Source organism: Cyclonatronum proteinivorum (genome assembly GCF_003353065.1).
Classification (GTDB): domain Bacteria; phylum Bacteroidota; class Rhodothermia; order Balneolales; family Cyclonatronaceae; genus Cyclonatronum; species Cyclonatronum proteinivorum.
In genome coordinates, this window is sequence record NZ_CP027806.1 from 2,721,649 (window position 1) to 2,743,661 (window position 22,013).

Here is a 22,013-nt window from a genome sequence, read left to right on the forward strand (position 1 = left end):
GTCCGGATCAGGAGCGTCTGTTACGCCACCACAGCGAACTTGCGTGCGCCATTTCATCGAATTCCGGATCTTTGTTCTTTCCGTTCATGGGCACCGCTGAGTGCACTTCAGGTACGAAATGCTCATGCAATAAAGCTGCGGCAAGATGGGAGACGTCTTCATTCATACGGAGTTCGGCCGGCTTGTAATAGCTGCCAATAAAATGGGTGTCGTAGGTACCCGAATTAAAGACCGGATGCAGCATGGTGAAATGACAGAACGGAATCGTTGTTTTACAGCCATCAATCTGAAACTCTTCCAGGGCAACCCGCATGCGTCGGATCGCTTCGTCGCGGTCTTTACCGTAGGTGACGAGTTTGGCGAGTAAGGGATCATAGTTGATCGTAACCGTCTGCCCGGCTTCTATCCCCGCGTCCACACGCACGCCGGGTCCTGAAGGCAGTTTGAAACGTTTCAGGTAGCCTGTACTTGGCATGAAGTTTTCCTCGGGATCTTCGGCGCAAATACGACATTCGATGGAGTGCCCTGTAATGGTGACATCCTGTTGTTTGATCGGAAGCTTTTTACCTTCGGCTACGAGCAACTGCAAAGCTACCAAATCCAGACCGGTAATAAATTCCGTGACGGGGTGCTCAACCTGAAGGCGCGTATTCATCTCCAAAAAGTAGAAATTGCGGTGTTTATCCGCGAGAAATTCAACGGTACCGGCGCCTACGTATCCGCAGCTTTGCGCGGCTTTAACGGCAACTTCTGCCATTGCTGCCCGCATATCGTCATCTAAAAACGGGCTTGGCGCCTCTTCAACAACTTTCTGATGGCGGCGCTGTACCGAGCATTCCCGGTCAAAAAGGTGCAGCACATTTCCGTGCGTATCCGCAATTATCTGAAATTCAATGTGCCGCGGGTTTTCAAGGTATTTTTCAACATAAACCCTATCGTCCCCGAAAGCACTCATTGCCTCAGATTTGGCCGTACGGATACTTGATGCAAAATCTTCTTTTTTGTAAACAATCCGCATTCCCTTTCCACCGCCTCCGGCAGCCGCTTTAATCATAACGGGATACCCGATTTGGGCGGCAACCATTTCGGCTTCAGCAATGTCTTTAAGAGCTGTCGCAGTACCCGGCGGCAGGGGCACTTTGTTGGCTTCCATCAGTTCGCGGGCTTTGGTTTTGTCACCCATAGCTTCAATGGCTTCGGGTGTCGGACCAATGAAAATGATGTCATTTTCCTTACATTTCTGTGCAAAAACACTGTTTTCACTCAGGAAGCCGTATCCCGGATGGATAGCGTCTGCCCCGGTTACTCTGGCAGCTTCCAGGATTTTTTCCATCACGAGATAGCTTTTTGAAGATGCCGCTTCACCAAGACAAACCCCTTCATCAGCAAGCTGCACATGCGGCATACCGGCGTCAACTTCCGAATATACCGCTACTGTTTTAATGCCAAGCTGCCGGCAGCTGCGAATGACGCGAACAGCTATTTCACCACGATTCGCGATTAATACTTTTTTAATTTCAGGCATAGCAAATACTTTTTAGGATGGTAGCACGAATAAAATAAGCTCTCCGAAAACAGCACAGCAAACTGATGCGCACGCATTCCGGACACTGCGGTTAACAGCAATTAATATACTACCTAAAGCGGAAAATCGCTTATTAAACTCAGGGTATATGATTGGAAAACAGCTTTTTTTGGGTTTCTAAATCTGTGCTTAGCCCTTCATGGCATACATCAAACTGATGGGGTACATTCCGGTGATCGAAATAGTCAGACAGGGCTTCGGCTTCCTCATAATGATCATCCCCCGGATAGGTTGCAATCCGGATATCTGTTTTGCGGATGTCATCAAGGTAGAATTCATCCGAAAGGTGCGGAAGATATTCAATCGGATTGTTGTAATAGTAGTCTTCATCAACAGAACCGTCGAAGTGCGGTCTCATATCGTATATCCCACCGATAGCAATACATTTATTGAATTTGGAAGGGTGACGTAACAGCATATTTGTTACCAAATACCCCCCTGCCCCTACACCGGCGGATATAATAAAGGGTTTACCCGTTTTTTTCAGGATACGAGGTATAAGTTCATCAATAACAAAACTTTCCAGATGAAGATACTCTACCAGGCGCTTGCGGGGATCCTGTTCCGTATCAAAGATGAGCTTGTAATCCGGAGATTCAAGCGTGAATACAATATTGTAATCATTCTCGATTTGGTAGGCTATGCTTGACAGAAACTGACCGTCAGCGTCGGAGGCGTCACAAAGCGTATTGAAAAAAAGTACAGGTGTACCGCTATTGCCGTAAATTCTGATGACGGCTTCACCTCCTAAGCTGGGACTATTCCATTTTTCTGTGATACATTCCATGGCTGATTTCTTTTGATGGGGTAAAAAATTAAATGGGCAGGTCTTACACTGATTTTGACAAAGGATATAAGCGTTGAACCTTCAGGGGTTTGCTTTTCCGAAAAATAGCGTACTCAGGCGTTTTTTTGTTTTGCGTATGAATAGATTTTCTGAGCTTCAGCTGTTGACTACCTATTGTTTTTACTACGCATGGGTACTACAGCATTCGGTATTCAAAAACCAAAATGTTCGTTTTTTAGGCAGGCTTACAGATACCGGGCACATATTAACCCGCTTTATTCACGATTAAACAGAATTTATTTGCTAAACATAAGTTTAATCTTGGCTTAGCACAAAAAAACGGTAACTCAAAATTGGGTGTGGTGTAAAGACTGCGAAATTTTCCCGCTGGCGGCGTTGACGTTGAAAACTCATGCTCAGGGTACTTAGGTACCCCTCCGCTGAGTTTTAAACTTCGCCTTGCCAGCATGAAAATTTCTTGGTGAATAATGCGGGTCACGACAGACAAGCACCTTTTTTAAAAAACATTTCTCAGCTTTTGGTATCGGATATACAGACTCCGAAAAAAAGAGGATACGTTCAATAAAAAAGCCGCACCCTAAAGGACACGGCTTAATATAATTAAAGCTTAGTGATTAACCACAAGATTGTGGCGAAAAAAGCGCTTTTTCTGAACGAAAAGAAAGAAAAACATTAATTCCTTCTGTCCCACCAAATTTTGGGAATAATGGAAAGTTTTTCGGCCGTGCTCAGATACGCGCGCTGCGTGAAAACCTGATAGTCATTTTCACGGATACGATTTAGAATTTTGCTGTAATTCAGCCTTGCCATGGCTACCGGATAGTGGCTGTCGCGGGAAAGCATGGGAATGCCTTTATCTGAGTCTTCATAATAGCGTTCAGCACGCGTGATCTGAAACTCCATGAAAGCTTTGAACTTTTCATCATTCCGGTGCTCGAACAGATCTTTCTCCATAATCCCGAATTCTGACAGCTCGTCCTGCGGCAGATAGATTCTGTTTCGGGTAAGGTCTTCGCCAATGTCACGCAATATATTGGTTAACTGCATGGCTATACCAAGAGAAACCGCGTGATCAAGCGCCTTTTTATCTTTGTAGCCGAATACTTCGCTTACCATCAGGCCGACAACAGAAGCTACTTTATAGCTGTATTCGTAAAGCTCTTCAAAATTTGCATACCGGTTTTTAGTCAGATCCATACAAACACCTTCCATCAGTTCAAAAGGCAGTTCGATCGGAATATGATAGGCTTTGAGCGTATCTGACATCGAGAGTAAGATCGGGTGCTCTATGACTTCGCCATCATACGTCCGCTGAAGCTTATCCTTCCAGCTATCAAGCATCTCTACAATCTGAGATGTGCTTAGCTGTTCTTTTCTCACAAGATCTTCAGCTTCATCAACAAGGTCATCTATAAAACGGCAGAGTGCATAAATGGCGAATATTGACCGTTGTTTTTTATTAGGAAGCAACCGTGTTGCCATATAAAAGGTCTTGGCATATTCCCGTGTAATCAACCTGCAGTGTGTGTAAGCCTGCCTTAAATCTGGCGCTGGCACTTCAGCAATGACTGAAGTGTGAAAGGAAGTGCGCTCGTAGACCGGCCTGATGATAGAATAAGGGAGCTTCAGGATATAATTCATAGCGGATTGAAGTGAGATTGTGAAAAGGCTGTATTTTTGAGTCCCGTTCATGAGTAACCCTTTAATTTAATGCGGCTCATGAACGTTCCGCCATATCTTTATAATACCCTAATTATCGGATATTTTCAGTTTTAATAATTTTCAGAAAGAATTTTTCAGTGTGAAATGCAATTCGGCAGGCAATAAAGGCGAAACAGGGCGCTAAACACTTAAAATCGGATAAAAAACATGGGAATAAGTCCTGATATGCTTACATTTGAGCTCAAATATCATTTTTCCATCACATTATGTCATCCATCAAATAACTGCGTCTTTGACGTAAACAAACCCTTAATTTAATACCTTCATAAGGCATTCCGCTGTAACTTCCATTCAGCACAGAAATCAGGCAGGTATCGATTCATCAGACTTTCTTCCTGTCTGTTGGCCTTACAAGGGTCTGTAACCAACAACTCGTTTTTATTTTACTTAAGCTCCTTTCATCTCGCACACCATCACATATTTATGGCAAAAAAAATAACCATTTACGATGTAGCAAAAGACGCAGGAGTAGCTATATCAACTGTTTCACGGGTTTTGAACGGTTCACCATACGTTTCAGAAGAAACCAAGAACAAGGTTCAGGCGGCCATCGATAAGCTTGATTTTCATCCGCAGGTAAGTGCGCGTATGCTGGCCAAAAGGCAGCCACAAATCATCGCTGTTGCCGTTCCAACGTTTACTACACCATTTTTTAATGAAGTGCTCAAAGGGGTCAAAGACGAAATCAGTAAACTTGACCTTGATTTTATTATCTACAATACCGGTTCTGAAGACCCGGAAGAGAATTTTAAACGCTTTGTGGATCGCGGTATCCCGGACGGGCTAATCGTTTTTTCTATCGATATTACTGAAAAAGTGAATAAGCGGCTTAAGGACTACGACATCCCCGTCATTTTGGTAGGTTCAAACCATCCTGAGTACGACTACTTTTATTGGGATAATTATAAAGGCGGCTATACTGCCGGTAAACATCTTGCCCAAAACGGCTACCGCAAAATTGGCTTTATCAGATCGCATACCAAATCCAGTATTTCCGATGAACGGGAACGCGGATTCAGGGACGCGCTCGCTGAAAACGGAATCAGTCTGAATGACGATATGCTCGTGAGCGGTATCACCAGAAAACATGCGGGCTTCAGTGAGGAAGCGGGTTATGAGGCCATCAAAATACTCAAAGAACGCGACGCAATTCCCGAAGCCCTGTTCTGTTCTAATGACGCGCAGGCCATCGGTGCCATTCACGCACTGGGCGAAATGGGCCTTTCCGTACCGGAAGATGTCGCCATTCTTGGCTACGACAACATTAAGATATCGAAGTACCTGAATCTCTCGACCATGGATCAGGCGATGTACGATGTGGGCATCCGGGCCATTCAGCGGCTTTCAGAGCGCTACAAGGATAACAATATCAAGCTCAAACAGACTGTAATTGAACCCGAGCTCATTGTGCGTAAATCTACCAAACCTAAATCATAGACTGTGGTCAATACAGACGAACTTCTCGCACACTGTATTTCCTTAAGCAACCCGGAAGGCTTTGATGATCCGCGCAGAGGAAAAGTACGGGATGTGTATGCGTTGCCGGGTGATAAACTCGCCATTGTTTCCACAGATCGTATCTCAGCTTATGATCACATACTTGGCGAACCGATTCCATGTAAAGGTCAGATTCTGAATCTTATGGCGGCCTGGTCGCTGCGGCAGGTTCAGGATATTGTGCCGGTTCATCTGATTGAAGTTCCGCATCCTAACATCACCATTGCGAAGAAATGCAGCCCCATTGCGGTTGAAGTCGTTGTTCGGGGACATCTGACCGGCCATGCATGGCGGCAGTATCAGAAGGGGCTCAGAAGCGTGAGCGGGGCTGCCATGCCGGACGGTCTCCGTGAGTTTGATCCTTTTCCTGAACCCATCATCACCCCAACCACAAAGGCGGAAGCCGGTCATGATGAAGATATTTCTGCGGAGCAAATTGTGGCTTCCGGCCTGATTTCAGAACCCGTTTGGAAAAAAATTTCGCAGACGGCGCTGCAGCTTTTTGAAAGGGGGCGTAAAATCGCGGCTTCCCGCGGACTGATTTTAGCCGACACCAAATACGAATTCGGCTTTAATGGTCAGACGCTTACCCTTATCGATGAAATCCATACGCCGGATTCATCCCGCTATTTTTATCAGGAAGGTTTTGACGAACTGCGGGCAGCCGGAAAAGCACCCGTGCAGCTTTCCAAAGAATACATCAGAGAATGGTTGCGCGAAAATGGCTTTACTGGTCAGCCGGGCGAAGTTATGCCACAACTCCCTGATGAAATTCGACTGAATGTTTTCCAAAAATACGCCCGCCTGTATGAACAAATCACGGGCGAAGCCTTTACCCCGGTCATAACACCTGATTTTGACTATACGCTGGCAGCTGTTCTCAATAAATTTATGGCTTAATTCTGCCGTCCTTCTGTTACGCTCGCTTTACTCTATTCCTTTTACACTACAGCAAAGGCGCATCTCATGATCTATTTCCGCTTTTACGCGGCATTTATTTGGGTACTATTTTTCTTTTTCCTTTTTTTGCCTGCAACATCAGCTTCCGGCCATATAGAAATAGGTGCGTCTCCTGAATCGCTTGATGAGACCGAAATAACGGCCGATACCCGTATCGGGCTCGCGCTTAGTGGCGGCGGAGCTAAGGGTTTTGCGCATCTCGGCTTTATCAAAGTTCTGGAAGAAATCGGAATGCCCATAGATTACATTTCAGGCACAAGCATGGGTGCGCTTGTAGGCGGCCTTTATGCGATGGGCTATACGTCTGAACAGCTGCAGGAGCTGGCCACAAGCCTCAACTGGGACGACCTTTTCAGCGACGCCATAAGAAGACGGCATATCCCGATGGAAGAAAAAGAATGGGACAGCCTCTACCTTGTTTCCCTGCCCATCATCGGTCGTTCGATCTCCCTGCCATCCGGTGTTGTTGCAGGGCATCGGATAGGGCTCCTTCTCAATCAGCTCACCTGGCGCTACCCCGGGCCACAGAACTTTCTTGAATTTCCTATTCCCTTTGTTTGTGTTGCTACCGACCTTGAAACCGGCGAGCCGGTTGTGCTCTCCGAAGGATTTCCAGCAGAAGCGATTCGTGCGAGTATTTCAATACCGACCATTTTTATGCCCAAAACCATTGACGACCGCATTTTAGTCGATGGCGGGGTTGTACGCAACCTTCCGGTTGAAGAAGTCCTGGAGCTTGGCGCTGATATTGTATTGGCTGTTAACGTAAGCGATCCGCTCAAATCTGCCGATGAACTCTTCAACATCATCGATATCATGGATCAGACGGTTTCTTTTCAGATTGTCAACAGTATCCGGCACTCCCAAACGCTGGCTGATCTGAACTTTGAAGACAGCGATATAACCGACGACTACGGCGTTCTTGATTTTGATGAAGCGGAAGCCCTGATTGAACTGGGCAAAGCACTCGCCCGCTCGCAAATTGACGAACTTCAGGAGCTTGCCGATCAGATTAACGAAGCCCGGGGAAGACCAACCTCCGTGCCACGCATGATAGAAGAACCCATGCGCTACTATATCTCAGATATCAGAATTACCGGTATTGAATCTGCCTCTGAAGTCAATACCATGGGAAGATTTATGCTCCAAAACGGCAATATACTGAGTAAAGACGACATTCAGCTGGGTATTGAAAATGTGTACGGTTCCCAGTTTTTCAGTAGCATTACTTACCGCCTCATTCCTGATTCTGATTATGAGAATCATGATGAAGCCTTCGTTTTGGAGCTTGTTGCCGTTGAACGTGTGCAGGATATGTTCCGCTTTGGCTTTTACTATGACAACTACCGGCGCGCTTCCTTACTATTAAATACGACCTTCCGAAACCTGTTTTACGCGAGCTCTGTTACGCGCATCAACTTCAAATTGGGCGAAGAACCCTCGCTTGATTTACGCTTTTTCAACTACCTGCGCAGTGAGTACAACAACGCCCTCGCGCTGCGCGCCAACTACAGTCTGCACGTGATTGATGAATTCAACAGCGAAGGCGTACGAACATCAACTTTTAACACCAATGCCGTTTTTCTGGAAGGCATGTTTGTGCCGCACATGGATAATCGGGCGATGGTTTCGGTCGGTCTGAGACAGGAATTTTTCAATATCAGCACAAGGGTCGGAGAAGTCGTTTTCCCGTTTGCTTCTACAAGCATCAGTCAGCTGATTGCCCGCTTCGATTACGATTCAACCAACCGGGTTAATTTCACCCAAAAAGGTCATTTGCTGAATCTTGAAGCTTCCCAATCGGTTGATATCCTGAATACTGCCGTAAACTTTTTTCAGGCCTCGGCCTCCTGGCAGGGATATTTTGAGCTGAACGACGAGCTTGTATTCCTGACCGGCGCCCGGCTCGGCACTTCTACCCGTTCAGAACTGCCGCAGCACTGGCGGTTCCGCTTCGGCGGATATCCGGACTATCCGGGCTTTCGGATAGATGAAATCAATTCAAACAACATCCGCATCCTGCAGGCCGGCATCCGGTATGAGTTTTTGCCCGGCTACTATGCGTCTTTCCGCTCAAGTATGGGCAGCACCGAGCGGCTTGATGAATTTAACTTCAGCCGTACCCCACTGCGCATTGGCTGGGGGGTTGGCTTTGGTTTCGATACCCGCATCGCGCCGATTCAGGCGGCAATTATGGGAAGTCAGCGGAATCCGATCATGATCATGTACTCCGTCGGCATTCCGTTTTAAAGCCCGGCTTAAAAAAAACAAGCTCAGCTTTGTAAGGCCGCATCATGCAAGGCAAGCGGTCTGTATGACTCGTCCGAAGCAAAATGCAGGACTGTGGCCTGCGGTTTATCAGCTCTTCATATTGTTAAACTGTATGGGAAGCTCAAGGTCGGCACTGCGAATGAGATTCATCACTTCCTGCAGATCGTCAATTTTCTTACCGGTTACCCGTACTTTGCCATCATGGATGGCTGCCTGCACCTTGATTTTGCTGTCTTTAACCCGCTTCACAATTTTCTTGGCATTCTCTTTATCAATACCCTCGCGGAGCACAACCATTTGGCGGATTCCGCCATGCGAAGTACCTTCTTCGTCCTTAAACTCCATGCTTTTCGGGCTCAGCTTGCGCTTGATGAAATTAGACACCAGCATTTCCCGCACCGCCTTCAGCTTCATGTTATCTTCTACATCTACCGTGATAAGCTTTGTTTTCCGGTTAAACGACACTTCCGCTTTTGAATCCCGGAAATCGTAGCGGGTTCTGATTTCCTTCATGGTGTTGTTGATGGCATTGTCCACTTCCTGAAGGTCAATTTCATTTACTGCGTCGAATGATGGCATAGCGTAATATTTGGTTTATTTTTATGGGATGATTTTTCGCACGAATCTCCCCGTTTTTTACAGGCTGAAAATAATCATTTTTGGGTTAAGGTTCCGCTGCAAGCTTAATCCCGCTGTAGTCCTCTAACCCCTACTCAATCAGAAATACCTTTTATGGACTCCCTCACACATATACTGCTCGGCGCTGCCATTGGCGAATCGGTTTTGGGCAAACATGCCGGAAAGAAAGCCCTGTTTTGGGGCGCCGCGGCAGCAACTGCACCCGACCTGGATGTACTTGTAGGTGCCTTTATGAGCGACCTCGACAAGCTCATTTTTCATCGGGGCCTCACGCACAGCCTGATGTTCATCCTGCTGACTTCCCCGCTTTACGGCTGGCTCATTAGCCGCATTCACCGCAACGGCGACGTCAACTGGCGGCAGTGGACCCTGCTCGTTTTTCTCGCACAGCTCACACACACCCTGCTTGACAGTTTCACCTCCTACGGCACGCAGCTCTACCTCCCCTTTATACCCGACGCCATTGCCCTGAGCACCATCTCCGTCGTTGATCCGCTTTTCACCCTCCCTCTCCTGCTGACGGTTCCCTGGCTGATATTCGCGAAACGCAATCATCCTTTGCGCAGACGTATCAGTAGCGTGGCAATTTTTCTGGCTACGGCTTACCTCACATTCACCGTAATCAATAAAACACAGGTGGAGCGGGCTTTTCACGCGGCCTATGCTTCACAGGGATACGAAGTTACGCAAACTGATATCAAACCGACCCTGTTCAACAACCTGCTATGGCGCGGCATTGCACAGCTTGAAGGAGAAGACCGCTATGTTGTGGGATATTTTTCCGTCGTTGACGGGCAGCGGGATATTGTTTTTGAAGAAGTTGAAGGACATCATGACAAAATTGCCGCCTATCACAGCTTCCGATCCGTACAGCGCTTAAGATGGGTTAGTGAAGGATTTTATCAGGTGGAAGAAACAGAATCCGGTTTCCTGTTCAATGACCTGCGCTTTGGCCGTGTGGCTGAATTTTCGGATGATGTAGCCTCCCCCTATGCTTTTTCATATCAGATGACACGCATGGAAGACGAATCGGATTTTCTGGTAGAACGGGTACGGCTGCGGGTTGAGCGCGGACGTGAATCTGAATCTTTCAGGCTGTTGTGGCAGCGGATTCAGGACGCCAATGCAGGCAGCAAATAAGTCAATCCGTCGGGACCGGTACACCAAGCCCTGAATCGTCATCATCACCGGCTTTTTCAAGATTCCCTTTTTGGGTTACGTAGGCAGAAGAGCGCATGGATCGTGTACTAAGCCGGCGGATATTTGCTTCGATACGTTCAAGCTTTTGCCTGCGGCGGCTGCCTTCCGGGTCAAGCTGCAGGACTTTGAATCGGACGCGGTACCATGCGTAGATTTCATCTTCGTCGGTGCCATTCCATTCGTGATTGAACATGCTGTTGAGCATTTCCTCAACACTTGCGCCTTTCTTTTTTCTTTTGAGCCAGTTTACATGAAGCCAGCTCAAAAGGAGCGCAACAAATAAAAGGCCAAATTCAATAACTGCGTAGCTTACCATTAACAGACCCGGAGTTTTCTGAAAATTACTCCAATTTTAAACTATCATCCTTAAAGATACATTCAGCGATACTCTTTTTTCTTAGCGGAAACGCTTGTGTATGTCTTCCAAAGGGATAAAGATCGTAGTCGGGCGATTCATGGGATCAAAGAACGGATTGCTGCACGCAAAAAGCTGATCAATAAGGGCTTCCATCTCCATAAAACCCAGTCTTCTGCCCCGCGGAATGGCGGCTTTGGAAGCATAAGCAAACAACAGCTTTTCTTTCGGGTCGAGTCCGCTTGTGTTACCCATCCCCTGAAAATCGCGCAGAATGCTTTCAATGATCGGCTTTTCATCCATTTTGGTAAGCTCGGCCGGAACCCCGAGCACCTGCGCGGAATTGCCGCTCAGAAGCTGAATATTGAATCCGATTTTACGCAGGGTTGGAAGCACATCCCGTAACAGGGCAAAATCAGAAGCTGAAAAATCAATGATTTGCGGAAATAACAACTGCTGCGTACTCGGCAGACCAGCTTCGGCACTGCTTGTTGCCCGCTCAAAGATAATGCGGATGTGCGCATAGTACTGATCAATGATAAACATCCCCGAACGCGTCTGTGAAATGATATACTGATCGTGCAGCTGCCAGTAGCCCCGGTGTTTATCGTACACGTTTCCCGAAGGCGGCGCAGTTTTTAATGCGGCCGGATTGGTTCCGTTCTGTTGCGTATCATCACCATTCCTGCCATCTTCGGCGGATCCCCCAACCCCGGAAGGATAGAGCTTTTCCATCATTTGTTTCCCGTCAAAACCACCTGTCGTAAATCCTCTTCTGTCGGACCCACCGCCAAAAGTTCCGGATGACCGCCATCCCCCGCCTTCTGAACTCCCTGAACCTGCGCCTGCGCCTCCCCCAAAACCCTGACCGAAGGAAAACGGGCTTTTCACAGGTGCGTCAGATGGGTTGTCAAAAACATCGTCCGGCACATTAAACCGCTCGTTAAGGCTGCGCGTAATGATGGATTTGGTAAATGCCGCAACACTGCGCTCGTCTTCAAACTTAATTTCCAGTTTCGATGGATGAACATTGACATCTATTTTGCCCGGCTCGAGTTCGTAGTACAGCGCATAAAAGGGATACAAATCACGGCCTATCCAGTTTGCATACACCCGCTGTATGATGTAGTTCAGGTGACGGTGCATAAAAGGTCGGCCGTTGACAAACAGGAACTGCTCGCCCCTGTTTTTCTTAGCCATTTTGGGATCAATCAGATATCCTTTCAGCCGAAACAGGCTTGTTGATTCTTCAACAGCCAGCAAGCTTGCCCGGTAGGGTTTTCCAAAAATACCCGCAATACGATCCGCTAAGGATGACGTCTGAAGCCGGTAGATGGTCTCTTTTTCATCCGAAAAGGTAAACGCGATTTCTGGATGGGCTAGCGCTGCCTGCTGCACAGCGATAATGATGTGCCGCAGCTCAGTGGCGTCGGTTTTGAGAAAGGCCCTGCGCGCGGGCACGTTAAAAAACAGATTGCGAACCGTAACGGTTGTTCCGGGTTCACCCGGAGCGGGCACAGCTTCACTCAGCTTGCCGCCTCTTGCTTCCTGCTCCCAGCCGGTTTCATCCTGAATCCGCCGCGTTTTTATGGATACGTGAGCAACGGAAGCAATGGAAGCCATGGCCTCCCCGCGAAAGCCAAGGGTGTGAATATTGTATAAATCATCGGTGCTGCTGATTTTGGATGTTGCGTGCCGCTGAAAACACATGCCAAGATCTTCTTTGGACATGCCGCAGCCATTGTCCGTAATCTGAATCATGCTGCGCCCAGACTGTTGAATCAGCACGCTAATGCGGTCTGCACCGGAGTCGATCGCATTGTCGAGAAGCTCCTTTACCACAGAAGCCGGACGCTCCACAACTTCACCAGCGGCAATTTTATTCGCGAGTTCGGAAGGGAGAAGATGTATAACGCTATCTGCTGAAGTACTCAAAAGAAGGTTTTGAAGGATGTGAGCTTTTAAGGATGACGAAGATCTTTCGGATGTTTAATTAACAGGATTCGTTGGGTGATACAGAAGGCCATCAGCCGCCCAATTGAAGAAATATAAAGAATAAACCAAACAGCAAGGCTGCATACAGCAATACAGAGCGAACCTGCCCGCGGCTCGATTTACTTTCAAAACGGATCTGATGCCCGACTTTCTTTGCACGGTCTTTTTTTTCGTCGTAGTAGCGGGGTTTGTACTCAAACCGCTTGTGTGCTTTGCGTCTTCCTATAAGGGGTCCAAGCATAAAAAATAGTCTTTCCGATGGTAAGTTTTTCTTATGCCGAATATAATGAAATTAAGCCGGATATCATTTCCGCAGCTACAATCCGTCGCTTGTCCATCCCGCGCTGTTTATGCGAAAGAGCTTGCTTGCGGTGAGTAGGTACAGCATGTTTTCGTGAATACCCAGTGCGACTGGTGCTTCCTCCAGCAAGTGCGGGGCCCGCAATAATTCGCGGCCCTGCCAGCTGAAACGTACGAGCTCGGTTTCGTTGGCCACCCAAAGTCCGCCCTGATCGGCCGCCATGGCACGGCTGCCTTCTGTGCCGGATATAAACCGCCGCCAGCTGCCCTGCGAACCAAGTTCATGCACAAGCCCTCTACCGGACTCAAGTACAAACAGGCTTTCGTCATGCACCAGCAAATCCCGTAAGGGCAGCATAAGCTCCGTATCCCGCAGATCTGTACGCTGCTGAAGCCGGCCGTTTTGGTCAAACCGTAGCAACGCACCAGCGTCGGAATCCGCGGCAAACACATCCCCGAAAGCCGTTACGGCAACCGCACCAGGTCTGAAGAAATCATTGCTGCCCGCACGGTCGGAATCCGGCGTAATGGTGCTGAGATAGCTTAGCCGTCGGTCGAACAGCTGAATGCGGGCGTTGTTTCGGTCTGCGATATACAGCTGCAGTCCGTTGGTCGCGTCTATAGCTGACGGGCGATCAAAACGATAATTGCTGCGTCCCCGGACACCAAGGGAATCGACCCGCCGGCCCTGTAAATCGAGTACGAGCAAGCGATGACGCCCCTGTTCGATGATGAAAATCCGGTTTTGCCCCGGCACCATGTCCATAGCGTAGGCCCCGCGCAGGCCTTCCGCGAGAACATCCCAAGGCTGTCCCTGATACGCCGGATGATGAGATTCCTCCACACCTTGACTTTCACCATTCGTAAGCGAAGCAAGCTGATCCGTGTTCGGCGTAGCGGAAGCACATCCCATAAAAACCAGCATAAGTACCGGCAGTATGACCGATAGAGCAATGGAACGCATCATCCTACTTAAAAACATGGCGCAATTCCTGACAGGCCTTATCCCGTATTTTTGGCTTTGGCAAAGCATTACGTAACGTAAATCAACCGTATTCACGGGGTGAATTAATGATCAAAGCTCTCCGAAACAACTGACCAGAAATCATGGAAGCTTCATATAGAAGTTCAGGATAATGTATCACCAGTGAAGGAGTCTTAATTATCACCGGGTAATTATAATTTCCCAATCGCCTTTCATCAAAAAAAACCGAGCTGCCCTGCGGTTCAGAACTTCGCGAGTCCTTTAGCCCCGATATCGGTGCGTTTGTAGAGTCCCTCGAACGAAATCAGGCTTGCGGCATCATACGCCAGCCGGATCGAATCCTGAAGGGTTTCGCCTTTGGCAACGACATTGAGCACGCGTCCGCCGTTGGTTACCAGCCGGCCTTCCGCGTCAGTTTTGGTTCCGGCATGAAAAACCTGAACCTGTTCCGATTCGGTTGGTATGCCGGTGATGACCTTACCCTTTTCATAGCTTCCGGGATAGCCACCTGAAGCCAGCACAAGGCAGGTGTACCATTGCTGCATGTCGATGTCAGGCACATAGGTATCAAGACGTCCCTCGCAGGCAGCAAGCAACAAGTCTGTAAAATCCGACTGCAGCGCGGGCATGATAACCTGACACTCCGGATCACCAAAACGGCAATTAAATTCTATGACCTTAGGACCGTCGGGGGTTATCATCAGTCCGCAATACAACACACCCACATAAGGTGCGCCTTCCGCGGCCATGCCGTGCAGCATGGGTTCAACAATCTTCTCCTGTACCGCTGCGAGACCGGCATCATCAAGCAAACGGGTTGGAGCATATGCGCCCATGCCGCCGGTATTCAGTCCGGTATCACCGTCGCCAATGCGCTTGTGATCCTGCGCATGCATAAGTATGCGTGCATTTTTTCCGTCACAAATGGCGAAAACCGAAACTTCCTCCCCCGTCAGGTACTCTTCAATCACCAGCCGGGTGCCGGATTTGCCATAGAGATCATCCGTAACCAGCGCATCAAGAGACCAAAGCGCTTCTTCGAGATTTTGCGGAATGAATACGCCTTTCCCTGCGGCAAGACCATCGGCCTTGAGCACCATCGGCCAGCTGTTGTTTTGGGTGATGTGTGCCCGGGCGGCATCAGCTTCGTGCCCTTCAAAAACCAGATAGTCGCCGGTTGGCACACCGTACTTTTTCATGATGTCCTTGGCGAAACTTTTGCTGCCTTCCAGACGGGCTGCCGCCTGCGAAGGTCCAAAAACAAGTTTCCCGTTTGCGCTGAGAAAATCAGCAATGCCTTCAACCAGCGGCTGTTCAGGTCCGACGACCGTGAGACCGATCTGATGGTCTTCAATAAAAGCAAGTACGGCTTCTTGATTGGAGGTATCGAGCGGAACATTGGTTCCGCAGCGGGCAGTGCCCGGATTTCCGGGTGCAATAAAGAGCTGCCCGGTACGGTCTGATTTACGGAGGGCCCATGCCAGCGCATGTTCCCGCCCTCCGCTTCCAATCAGTAAAACATTGATCTTACCCGGGTTGGAATCAGCCATGCTTGGCGTAGATTTCACCGGCAAAAGTTACGATCTGATGGAAACTGTCCGGCTTAAGACTTGCTCCGCCGATCAGACCACCGTCCACATCTTCCTGAGATAACAGCTCTTCGGCATTGGCAGCATTCATGCTTCCGCCGTAAAGCACGGGGATTTGGGCAGCAACATCCGCGTCATAGAGCAAGGTAAACTCAGCGCGGATAAAAGCGTGCATTTCCTGTGCCTGTTCCGGACTTGCGGTTTCACCTGTGCCGATAGCCCAAACCGGTTCGTAGGCCAGCACGGTTTTCACAGCGTCTTCCGCAGAAATACCGGCATAAGCGGCAGCAAGCTGATTTTTGACGACATCGAAATGCGCATCTTTTTTGCGCTCTTCGAGATATTCACCCACACACACAACCGGGGTGAGCCCGGCACTGAGGGATTTAACCGCTTTCTTATTTACGGTTTCGTCCGTTTCATTGTAGTATTGGCGGCGCTCCGAGTGACCGATAATGACGTGGCTTGCGCCGGTTTCTTTAATCATCTCTGCGGTGATTTCGCCTGTAAACGCGCCCTTGTCTTCAAAGTGAAGGTTCTGCGCACCAATGTGCATACCGCTGATTTTGGAGGAAGCATCAACCGCAGCATTAAGGGATGTGAAGGTCGGGCACAGGAGCATGTTCACGCCGGCAGGTGCCGCGCTGATCATGCCTTCAAACGTTTTAAAAAATGCGCGGGTCTCATCCGCATTCATGTGCATTTTCCAGTTACCTGCAATCAAAAAAGGTCTCATGTTGAATCCTTTGGGTTTTTAGTTTAATAATTGACGGAGATCGTTTTCAATAATTGAAATCTCCGTACCGGAATATTTTCTCACGATAGTGCCGTCTGGAGCGACGAGAATCCGGGTGGGTTGAACGATAATATTCAGGCGGCGCATCAGGTCAGCTTCGTGTACCTGCCTTGCTTTGGCAACAGGCCAGGCGGTTTGCCGCTCTTCATAAAAAGCCTGAATGGTAATGGGGCTTTCATTGGTAGGAAGGGTAAGAAACTGCACCTGTTGACGCATTTCATCATGCAGAAAACGCATCAGCGCATGCTCGCCCTGATAGCGCTGCGAGGCCAGATTAGCAATTTCAAGCAAGAGATAGCGACCATGAAAGTCGGCATTGGTCACCCGACGCTCATCCTGAAGCAACAGCTCGAATGAGGGCAATTCCATGCCGGGTGCGAGATTTTGGATATCGTAGAGGTAAAAATCCGCCCATTGCACGAGGGTTGTGTCATCACTGAAGCGCTCACGAAAATCGCGCAGCATTTCAAGCGCGGGCTCGTTTTCGTTAAACTGCGCAAGAATTTCAATTTTGCGCATTTCAAGTAAAATGCGGTCTTCTTCGCGCATCTGAAGGGTCATCACTGAATCTACAAATGCGAGCGCAGGTTCCATGCCCTGCAGACGGATAAGCGCATCGGAAGCAATGATAGCGCGGTCGGACTTAAACAGGTTAAGCTCGCTAATACCCTGTCTTGCCCTGCTAAGGACAAGTTCATCATCCCATCCCTGCAGGATTTCGATAGAGCGAAGAGTTGCGGTTTCAGCGGCAAGGGCACCGGGATGTAAATCTTTAACAGACCAGAACAGATCGCTCCAAGTTTGAAGCAAAACCGGGATGGTATCCTGCGTGACTTCAGCAAGGCCCGAACTGATGAAATCAACGACCCGGTTGAAGTTCCGCTCTACCCTGCGGTAATCATGCACCGCATTGTTTTCACGGGAGCGGGCGCGGAAGCTTTCGGTAAAACCAGGAATCTCAGCGCTAATGGTTGTATGATCGCCATTGGCAAGTACGATGGTTGAGGTGGAAATGAGCCGCTCGTTCCGGGTGACTGAGATCACGTATTCATCCCGCTCACTGAAGCGGGCTGTTCCGGAAAAAGCGCCGCTACGATCCGTTAGCGCATAAAAAAGCGTGTCCAGTCCACCGGCTGCCGGGTCGAAATTAATGATGGCGATCCCGATACCGGAGTAATCACCCGTCGGATCAAGGGTACGGTCCACTGTAATGGTACCCGAAATATTGGCCCGCATACTACCGGCACTGCCCTGCGCCAGAAGGAGAGCGGGTGAAAACAGCAAGAGCGCTGCGAAAAACAGGCCCTGAATGAGGCGGGAATTAATGGATATTGTAGTAACGTGCATGTAAGTTAGTGAGAATGAATAGTTGAAAATGCTTCAGTTATTAAGGTGAACTCACGCTCCGAGCTTTTCTCTTACCAATTGTGTAACCAGCTGCGGGTTGGCTTTGCCTTTGGTTTGCTTCATCACCGCACCGACAAAAAAGCCCATAAGCTTCTTTGCCCCAGCACGGTAGCGCTCCGCTTCTTCGGGGTTTTTGCGGATGACTTCATCTACTACCGGCTCCAGAAAGCTGTTATCCGAAACCTGAATCAGATTAAGCGTTTTCGCAATCTCTTCCGCATCACCGGACTTACTGAGCATTTCATTGAAGATGGTCTGCAAGGCGGATGAATTGATTTTATTGTCTGCACGAAGCTGAAGCAAACCTGCGAGACGTGCAGCATCTACCGGGAAAGCGGCAATATCAAGATTTTGCTCATTGAGTACCCGTTTCACTTCCGAAAGCAAAAGGTTGGCCGCAAGCTTGGGTTTCGCACCGGCTTCACAAACCGCTTCAAAAAAATCGGCAAACGCGCGCTCTTCAGTCAGCAATCGCGCATCGTAAGCCGGGAGCTCCATTTCCTGCATGAAGCGCTGACTTTTCTGCCGCGGAAGCTCGGGCAATTCAGCGCGGATTTCTTCCCGCATCGCGTCGCTCACAACCACCGGCGGCAGATCCGGATCCGGAAAATAGCGGTAATCGTGCGCTTCTTCCTTAGAACGCAGCTGACGCGTTTCCATGCGGTTGGGATCCCACAGAAGGGTTTGCTGCACCACTTCCCCCCCGCTCAGAACCAGCTGTTTCTGCCTTTCGACCTCATACGCAATGGCGCGCTCCACATTCCGGAACGAGTTCAGGTTCTTGATTTCGGTTCGGGTTCCGAACGCCCGCTGACCTTTGGGTCGAATCGACACGTTCGCATCGCACCGCAGACTTCCTTCTTCCATATTTCCGTCGCATATACCCAAATAGCGCACAATCTGCCGGATTTGCGTCAGATACGCCCAGGCTTCAGCCGGGGAGTAAATCTCAGGCTCCGACACAATTTCCATCAAGGGCGTACCGGCACGGTTGAGGTCAACGAGCGTATTATGCGGGTCCTGATCGTGAATGGATTTGCCCGCATCTTCTTCCATGTGAATGCGCGTAATGCCGATTTTGCGGGTGTTTCCGGCTTCATCCTCGATCTCAATCCAGCCGTTCTGACAAATCGGATTCTCGTACTGCGAAATCTGATAGCCCTTGGGAAGATCCGGATAAAAATAATTTTTACGGGCAAAAATGGACTTCGGGGCAATGGTACAGCTGGTTGCCAGACCCATTTTCACGATAAACCGCACCAGGTTCTCATTCAGTACCGGCAGCGTACCGGGATGACCGAGACAAAGCGGAGAAATATTGGTGTTAGGTTCGCTGCCAAAACCTGCCTTTACGGGGGCAAAAGCCTTGCTTTGCGTCAGCAGCTGTGCGTGAACTTCAAGTCCGATTACGGTTTCAAATTCGGTATCCTGCGGGAGAGTTGCAGTCATAAAATGAGCTAAACAAAAAGATTCGGTCCTGCCCGCTAAAACGGGCTTTGCGTCAGCCGCTCATCTGCAGAGATGAACAGCATTTGTGTTTAATACAAGCTTACAAGTTACAAAAAAGTACCCTATTTATCGAAAGCAACTGTCCTTCTGTCCCGGGCACAACGGCAGGTAATCCCCGTCAATTACCCAACATTATGGCTGATGGGAAAATAATGGTAAAATTGTCATGAAAGCTTCCGACCCTTACGCAGCTTTTTTCCAGCATACCTTTTTTCTGTTTGGGTAAACTCCGTGAACATCAAGGCTTACGGAGTAGATCGGTAGCGCCTAAACCTAAGACAAGTCCCTTGCTTTTTTTCTCTCACGACTTGATGGCAGCCTGAGGCAGAATTAACACCCAAACACAAAGGTGTCATATTTATGTGACAACCCGTAGAGTTGCTGACTTATACAATGGATACTGCCCTGCCCCCAGACCAGATCGGCGCAGGGAATCGGTACAATCTCATGACCGGGCAGATGTTTTTTAAACAGGCTGATTACTTCATCATCATAGCGCGGATCATAGACCGGCAGCAGTACGGCTCCGTTTACAAAGTAAAAATTAGCGTAGCTCGCGGGCACGTGCTCCGACCCGTCAACGGTCGTTTCTGCAACCCGTGTTTCCGGCATTGGAACCGTCACAATTTCAAAAGGCTCCCCGTGCTGATCCGTCGCTGAACGGAGCAGTTCGTAGTTCTCCTGCAAGGTTTCGTAGTTCACATCATCCTTGTCTTCCGTTACCATCGTCATGATGGTGCTGGGATTGAGAAAACGGCTGAGGTCGTCAATGTGCCCGTCGGTGTCATCGCCAGCAAGACCATTTTTGAGCCAAATCACCTTTTCCTGTCCGAGCCAGTCTTTCAGATACTGTTCGATCTCGGATTTACTAAGGTGCGGATTCCGGTTCGGATTAAGCAGCACCGATTCGGTGGTAAGCATCACGCCCGCACCGTTGGTTTCGATAGAGCCGCCTTCCAGCACAATACCCGGCTTGAACCGCTGAATACCGTATTTTGCGCTAAACCAGCCTGGCACCGCATTATCACGGTCATAGGGCGGATATTTTCCGCCCCATGCATTGTACTCCCAATCCGTGATTGCATTCAAGCCGCTCATCTGATTCCGCACGAAAATCGGACCAAAATCCCGGGCCCATACATCGTTGCTTGTGGTTTTGTGCACGGTTAAGCGTTTGGTGTCTTTAATCAGGGATCCCAGACAGTTTGCTGCGCGTTCAAACGTTGCATCGTTATTCACGATCAGGTGAAGATGTTCCCGCTTTGTAAGCTCTTGTATAATCTGCGTGTATACGGTCTCAACCCGATCGAGACGCTCACCGGGCCAGGTTTCACGGTTACAGGGCCAGCTCAGCAGACTTGCGCTGTGTGTTTCCCATTCGGCGGGCATGCGGAAGCCGAGGGCAGCAGGAGTGTTTAAGGTCATGAAGGATGAATTTGGGGCATTAAAAATATTGGTTTGCATTCAGCGGCCGTGTCGCTTTAGCAAACCCTGATAGGCGTCAATTCGGCGGTCACGAAGGAAGGGCCAGGTGCGCCGCTGTTTTTCGATGAGGCTGAGATCGCATTCCGCAATCAGAATTTCGGGGGTCTCCCCGGCCTGTGCCAGAATTTGTCCGAACGGACCTGACACGAAGCTGTCACCCCAAAAGCGGATGTCTCCTTCCTGCCCAACCCGGTTGATTGCCGCCACATAGCAGCCGTTCGCGACGGCATGACTCCGGTGCATGATTTCCCAGGCGTCCATAAACTCACGCTTAAGGGTCTCGGGCTCTTCAGGCAGCACGCCAATAGCTGTGGGGTAAAACAGAATCTCTGCGCCCTGCATAGCTGTCAGCCGGGCAGCTTCAGGAAACCACTGATCCCAGCATATCAGCACGCCAATGCGTCCAAAGCGGGTATCGAAGGCTTTAAAACCAGTATCGCCGGGCGTGAAGTAAAATTTCTCGTGAAAGCCGGGATCTTCCGGAATGTGCATTTTCCGGTATATACCAAGCAGGCTTCCGTCCGCATCATGTACGGTCGCTGTATTGTGATAAACACCCGGGGCGCGCTTCTCAAAGATGGATGAAATAATCACAACGCCAAGCGATTCAGCAAGCTTGGCTGTTTCAGTCGTTAATTCACCAGGAATTTCCACCGCAAGATCAAAGTGCGCTTCGTCGTGATTCTGACAAAAATAGTCGGAGGTATACAGCTCCTGTGTGCAAATAATTTGTGCACCGCGTGAAGCCGCTTCACGGATATGCGCAAAGGTTTTGTCTACATTGGGCTGATGATGTTGCTCCGAAGATGTTTGAATAAGGCCCAGCACAACCTTGTCTGAAGCTTTCATAGTACGCGCGCTGATTTTTTTACCTGATTAATAGTATGATTTCCGACAGTCAGCAGTCAAA

Annotated in this window: 18 protein-coding genes; 4 read left to right on the forward strand and 14 right to left on the reverse strand. The window is 49.1% G+C overall.

Going from position 1 to position 22,013, the window contains the following annotated elements; all coding sequences use genetic code 11:
- Positions 1-7: 7 nt before the first annotated feature.
- The 3 genes from accC to CYPRO_RS10375 all read right to left on the reverse strand — a co-directional run bounded on the left by accC (position 8) and on the right by CYPRO_RS10375 (position 4,085).
- Positions 8-1,525, reverse strand: a complete 1,518-nt coding sequence (gene accC / locus CYPRO_RS10365) for an acetyl-CoA carboxylase biotin carboxylase subunit (protein ID WP_114984544.1) — start codon at positions 1,523-1,525, stop codon at positions 8-10.
- Positions 1,526-1,664: 139 nt separating this feature from the next.
- Positions 1,665-2,372 carry an esterase family protein gene (locus CYPRO_RS10370; protein WP_114984545.1) on the reverse strand — a complete coding sequence of 236 codons (708 nt, stop codon included), beginning with the start codon at positions 2,370-2,372 and terminating at the stop codon, positions 1,665-1,667.
- Positions 2,373-3,065: 693 nt separating this feature from the next.
- A complete protein-coding gene (locus tag CYPRO_RS10375) occupies positions 3,066-4,085 on the reverse strand; it encodes a phytoene/squalene synthase family protein (RefSeq protein WP_333472966.1) in 1,020 nt (339 codons plus the stop codon).
- Positions 4,086-4,538: 453 nt separating this feature from the next.
- Between CYPRO_RS10375 and CYPRO_RS10380 the strand changes: the two genes are divergently transcribed.
- From CYPRO_RS10380 to CYPRO_RS10390, 3 genes are all read left to right on the forward strand, one after another.
- Positions 4,539-5,552, forward strand: coding sequence for a LacI family DNA-binding transcriptional regulator (locus CYPRO_RS10380; protein WP_114984547.1), 1,014 nt, complete (start codon positions 4,539-4,541; stop codon positions 5,550-5,552).
- Between the two features lie 3 nt (positions 5,553-5,555).
- A complete protein-coding gene (locus CYPRO_RS10385) occupies positions 5,556-6,512 on the forward strand; it encodes a phosphoribosylaminoimidazolesuccinocarboxamide synthase (protein ID WP_114984548.1) in 957 nt (318 codons plus the stop codon).
- Positions 6,513-6,638: 126 nt separating this feature from the next.
- Positions 6,639-8,822 (forward strand): patatin-like phospholipase family protein, encoded by a 2,184-nt coding sequence (locus tag CYPRO_RS10390; protein WP_164682701.1) that lies wholly within the window; start codon positions 6,639-6,641, stop codon positions 8,820-8,822.
- 108 nt (positions 8,823-8,930) lie between these two features.
- On the opposite strand, the gene CYPRO_RS10395 is transcribed toward CYPRO_RS10390, so the two are convergent.
- Complete coding sequence (locus CYPRO_RS10395) at positions 8,931-9,422, reverse strand: YajQ family cyclic di-GMP-binding protein (protein WP_114984550.1); 492 nt, start codon at positions 9,420-9,422, stop codon at positions 8,931-8,933.
- 153 nt (positions 9,423-9,575) lie between these two features.
- Here CYPRO_RS10395 and CYPRO_RS10400 point away from each other — a divergent pair, with 153 nt between their 5' ends.
- Positions 9,576-10,622, forward strand: coding sequence for a metal-dependent hydrolase (locus tag CYPRO_RS10400; RefSeq protein WP_114984551.1), 1,047 nt, complete (start codon positions 9,576-9,578; stop codon positions 10,620-10,622).
- A gap of 1 nt (position 10,623) precedes the next feature.
- On the opposite strand, the gene CYPRO_RS10405 is transcribed toward CYPRO_RS10400, so the two are convergent.
- The 10 genes from CYPRO_RS10405 to CYPRO_RS10450 all read right to left on the reverse strand — a co-directional run bounded on the left by CYPRO_RS10405 (position 10,624) and on the right by CYPRO_RS10450 (position 21,952).
- Positions 10,624-10,998, reverse strand: a complete 375-nt coding sequence (locus CYPRO_RS10405; RefSeq protein ID WP_114984552.1) for a hypothetical protein — start codon at positions 10,996-10,998, stop codon at positions 10,624-10,626.
- 81 nt (positions 10,999-11,079) lie between these two features.
- A complete protein-coding gene (mutL, locus tag CYPRO_RS10410) occupies positions 11,080-12,972 on the reverse strand; it encodes a DNA mismatch repair endonuclease MutL (protein WP_114984553.1) in 1,893 nt (630 codons plus the stop codon).
- 91 nt (positions 12,973-13,063) lie between these two features.
- Positions 13,064-13,273 (reverse strand): hypothetical protein, encoded by a 210-nt coding sequence (locus CYPRO_RS10415; RefSeq protein WP_114984554.1) that lies wholly within the window; start codon positions 13,271-13,273, stop codon positions 13,064-13,066.
- Between the two features lie 75 nt (positions 13,274-13,348).
- A complete protein-coding gene (locus tag CYPRO_RS10420) occupies positions 13,349-14,299 on the reverse strand; it encodes an NHL repeat-containing protein (RefSeq protein WP_124245588.1) in 951 nt (316 codons plus the stop codon).
- Positions 14,300-14,559: 260 nt separating this feature from the next.
- Positions 14,560-15,867, reverse strand: a complete 1,308-nt coding sequence (gene purD / locus CYPRO_RS10425; RefSeq protein WP_240644733.1) for a phosphoribosylamine--glycine ligase — start codon at positions 15,865-15,867, stop codon at positions 14,560-14,562.
- The gene (gene tpiA, locus CYPRO_RS10430; protein WP_114984556.1) at positions 15,860-16,642 is read right to left on the reverse strand and encodes a triose-phosphate isomerase; all 783 of its coding nucleotides are present in this window, start codon (positions 16,640-16,642) and stop codon (positions 15,860-15,862) included. The genes purD and tpiA overlap by 8 nt, the downstream gene beginning before the upstream one ends.
- 18 nt (positions 16,643-16,660) lie before the next feature.
- On the reverse strand, positions 16,661-18,049 hold the full coding sequence (locus CYPRO_RS10435) for a TlpA family protein disulfide reductase (protein WP_114984557.1): 1,389 nt from the start codon (positions 18,047-18,049) through the stop codon (positions 16,661-16,663).
- A gap of 51 nt (positions 18,050-18,100) precedes the next feature.
- Positions 18,101-19,558, reverse strand: a complete 1,458-nt coding sequence (gene gatB / locus CYPRO_RS10440) for an Asp-tRNA(Asn)/Glu-tRNA(Gln) amidotransferase subunit GatB (RefSeq protein WP_114984558.1) — start codon at positions 19,556-19,558, stop codon at positions 18,101-18,103.
- A gap of 390 nt (positions 19,559-19,948) precedes the next feature.
- On the reverse strand, positions 19,949-21,043 hold the full coding sequence (locus CYPRO_RS10445; protein WP_164682703.1) for an agmatine deiminase family protein: 1,095 nt from the start codon (positions 21,041-21,043) through the stop codon (positions 19,949-19,951).
- A gap of 39 nt (positions 21,044-21,082) precedes the next feature.
- Positions 21,083-21,952, reverse strand: coding sequence for a carbon-nitrogen hydrolase (locus CYPRO_RS10450; protein WP_114984560.1), 870 nt, complete (start codon positions 21,950-21,952; stop codon positions 21,083-21,085).
- Between the last annotated feature and the right edge of the window lie 61 nt (positions 21,953-22,013).

Bases quoted from the DNA above. Each gene is read 5' to 3' on its own strand.
- CYPRO_RS10380 (WP_114984547.1), top strand. From the start codon at position 4,539: ATGGCAAAAAAAATAACCATTTACGATGTAGCAAAAGACGCAGGAGTA.
- CYPRO_RS10420 (WP_124245588.1), bottom strand. From the start codon at position 14,299: ATGATGCGTTCCATTGCTCTATCGGTCATACTGCCGGTACTTATGCTG.
- accC (WP_114984544.1), bottom strand. From the start codon at position 1,525: ATGCCTGAAATTAAAAAAGTATTAATCGCGAATCGTGGTGAAATAGCT.
- CYPRO_RS10445 (WP_164682703.1), bottom strand. From the start codon at position 21,043: ATGACCTTAAACACTCCTGCTGCCCTCGGCTTCCGCATGCCCGCCGAA.
- CYPRO_RS10400 (WP_114984551.1), top strand. From the start codon at position 9,576: ATGGACTCCCTCACACATATACTGCTCGGCGCTGCCATTGGCGAATCG.
- CYPRO_RS10375 (WP_333472966.1), bottom strand. From the start codon at position 4,085: ATGAACGGGACTCAAAAATACAGCCTTTTCACAATCTCACTTCAATCC.
- tpiA (WP_114984556.1), bottom strand. From the start codon at position 16,642: ATGAGACCTTTTTTGATTGCAGGTAACTGGAAAATGCACATGAATGCG.
- CYPRO_RS10450 (WP_114984560.1), bottom strand. From the start codon at position 21,952: ATGAAAGCTTCAGACAAGGTTGTGCTGGGCCTTATTCAAACATCTTCG.
- CYPRO_RS10415 (WP_114984554.1), bottom strand. From the start codon at position 13,273: ATGCTTGGACCCCTTATAGGAAGACGCAAAGCACACAAGCGGTTTGAG.
- purD (WP_240644733.1), bottom strand. From the start codon at position 15,867: ATGGCTGATTCCAACCCGGGTAAGATCAATGTTTTACTGATTGGAAGC.
- CYPRO_RS10405 (WP_114984552.1), bottom strand. From the start codon at position 10,998: ATGGTAAGCTACGCAGTTATTGAATTTGGCCTTTTATTTGTTGCGCTC.
- CYPRO_RS10395 (WP_114984550.1), bottom strand. From the start codon at position 9,422: ATGCCATCATTCGACGCAGTAAATGAAATTGACCTTCAGGAAGTGGAC.
- CYPRO_RS10435 (WP_114984557.1), bottom strand. From the start codon at position 18,049: ATGCACGTTACTACAATATCCATTAATTCCCGCCTCATTCAGGGCCTG.
- gatB (WP_114984558.1), bottom strand. From the start codon at position 19,558: ATGACTGCAACTCTCCCGCAGGATACCGAATTTGAAACCGTAATCGGA.
- CYPRO_RS10370 (WP_114984545.1), bottom strand. From the start codon at position 2,372: ATGGAATGTATCACAGAAAAATGGAATAGTCCCAGCTTAGGAGGTGAA.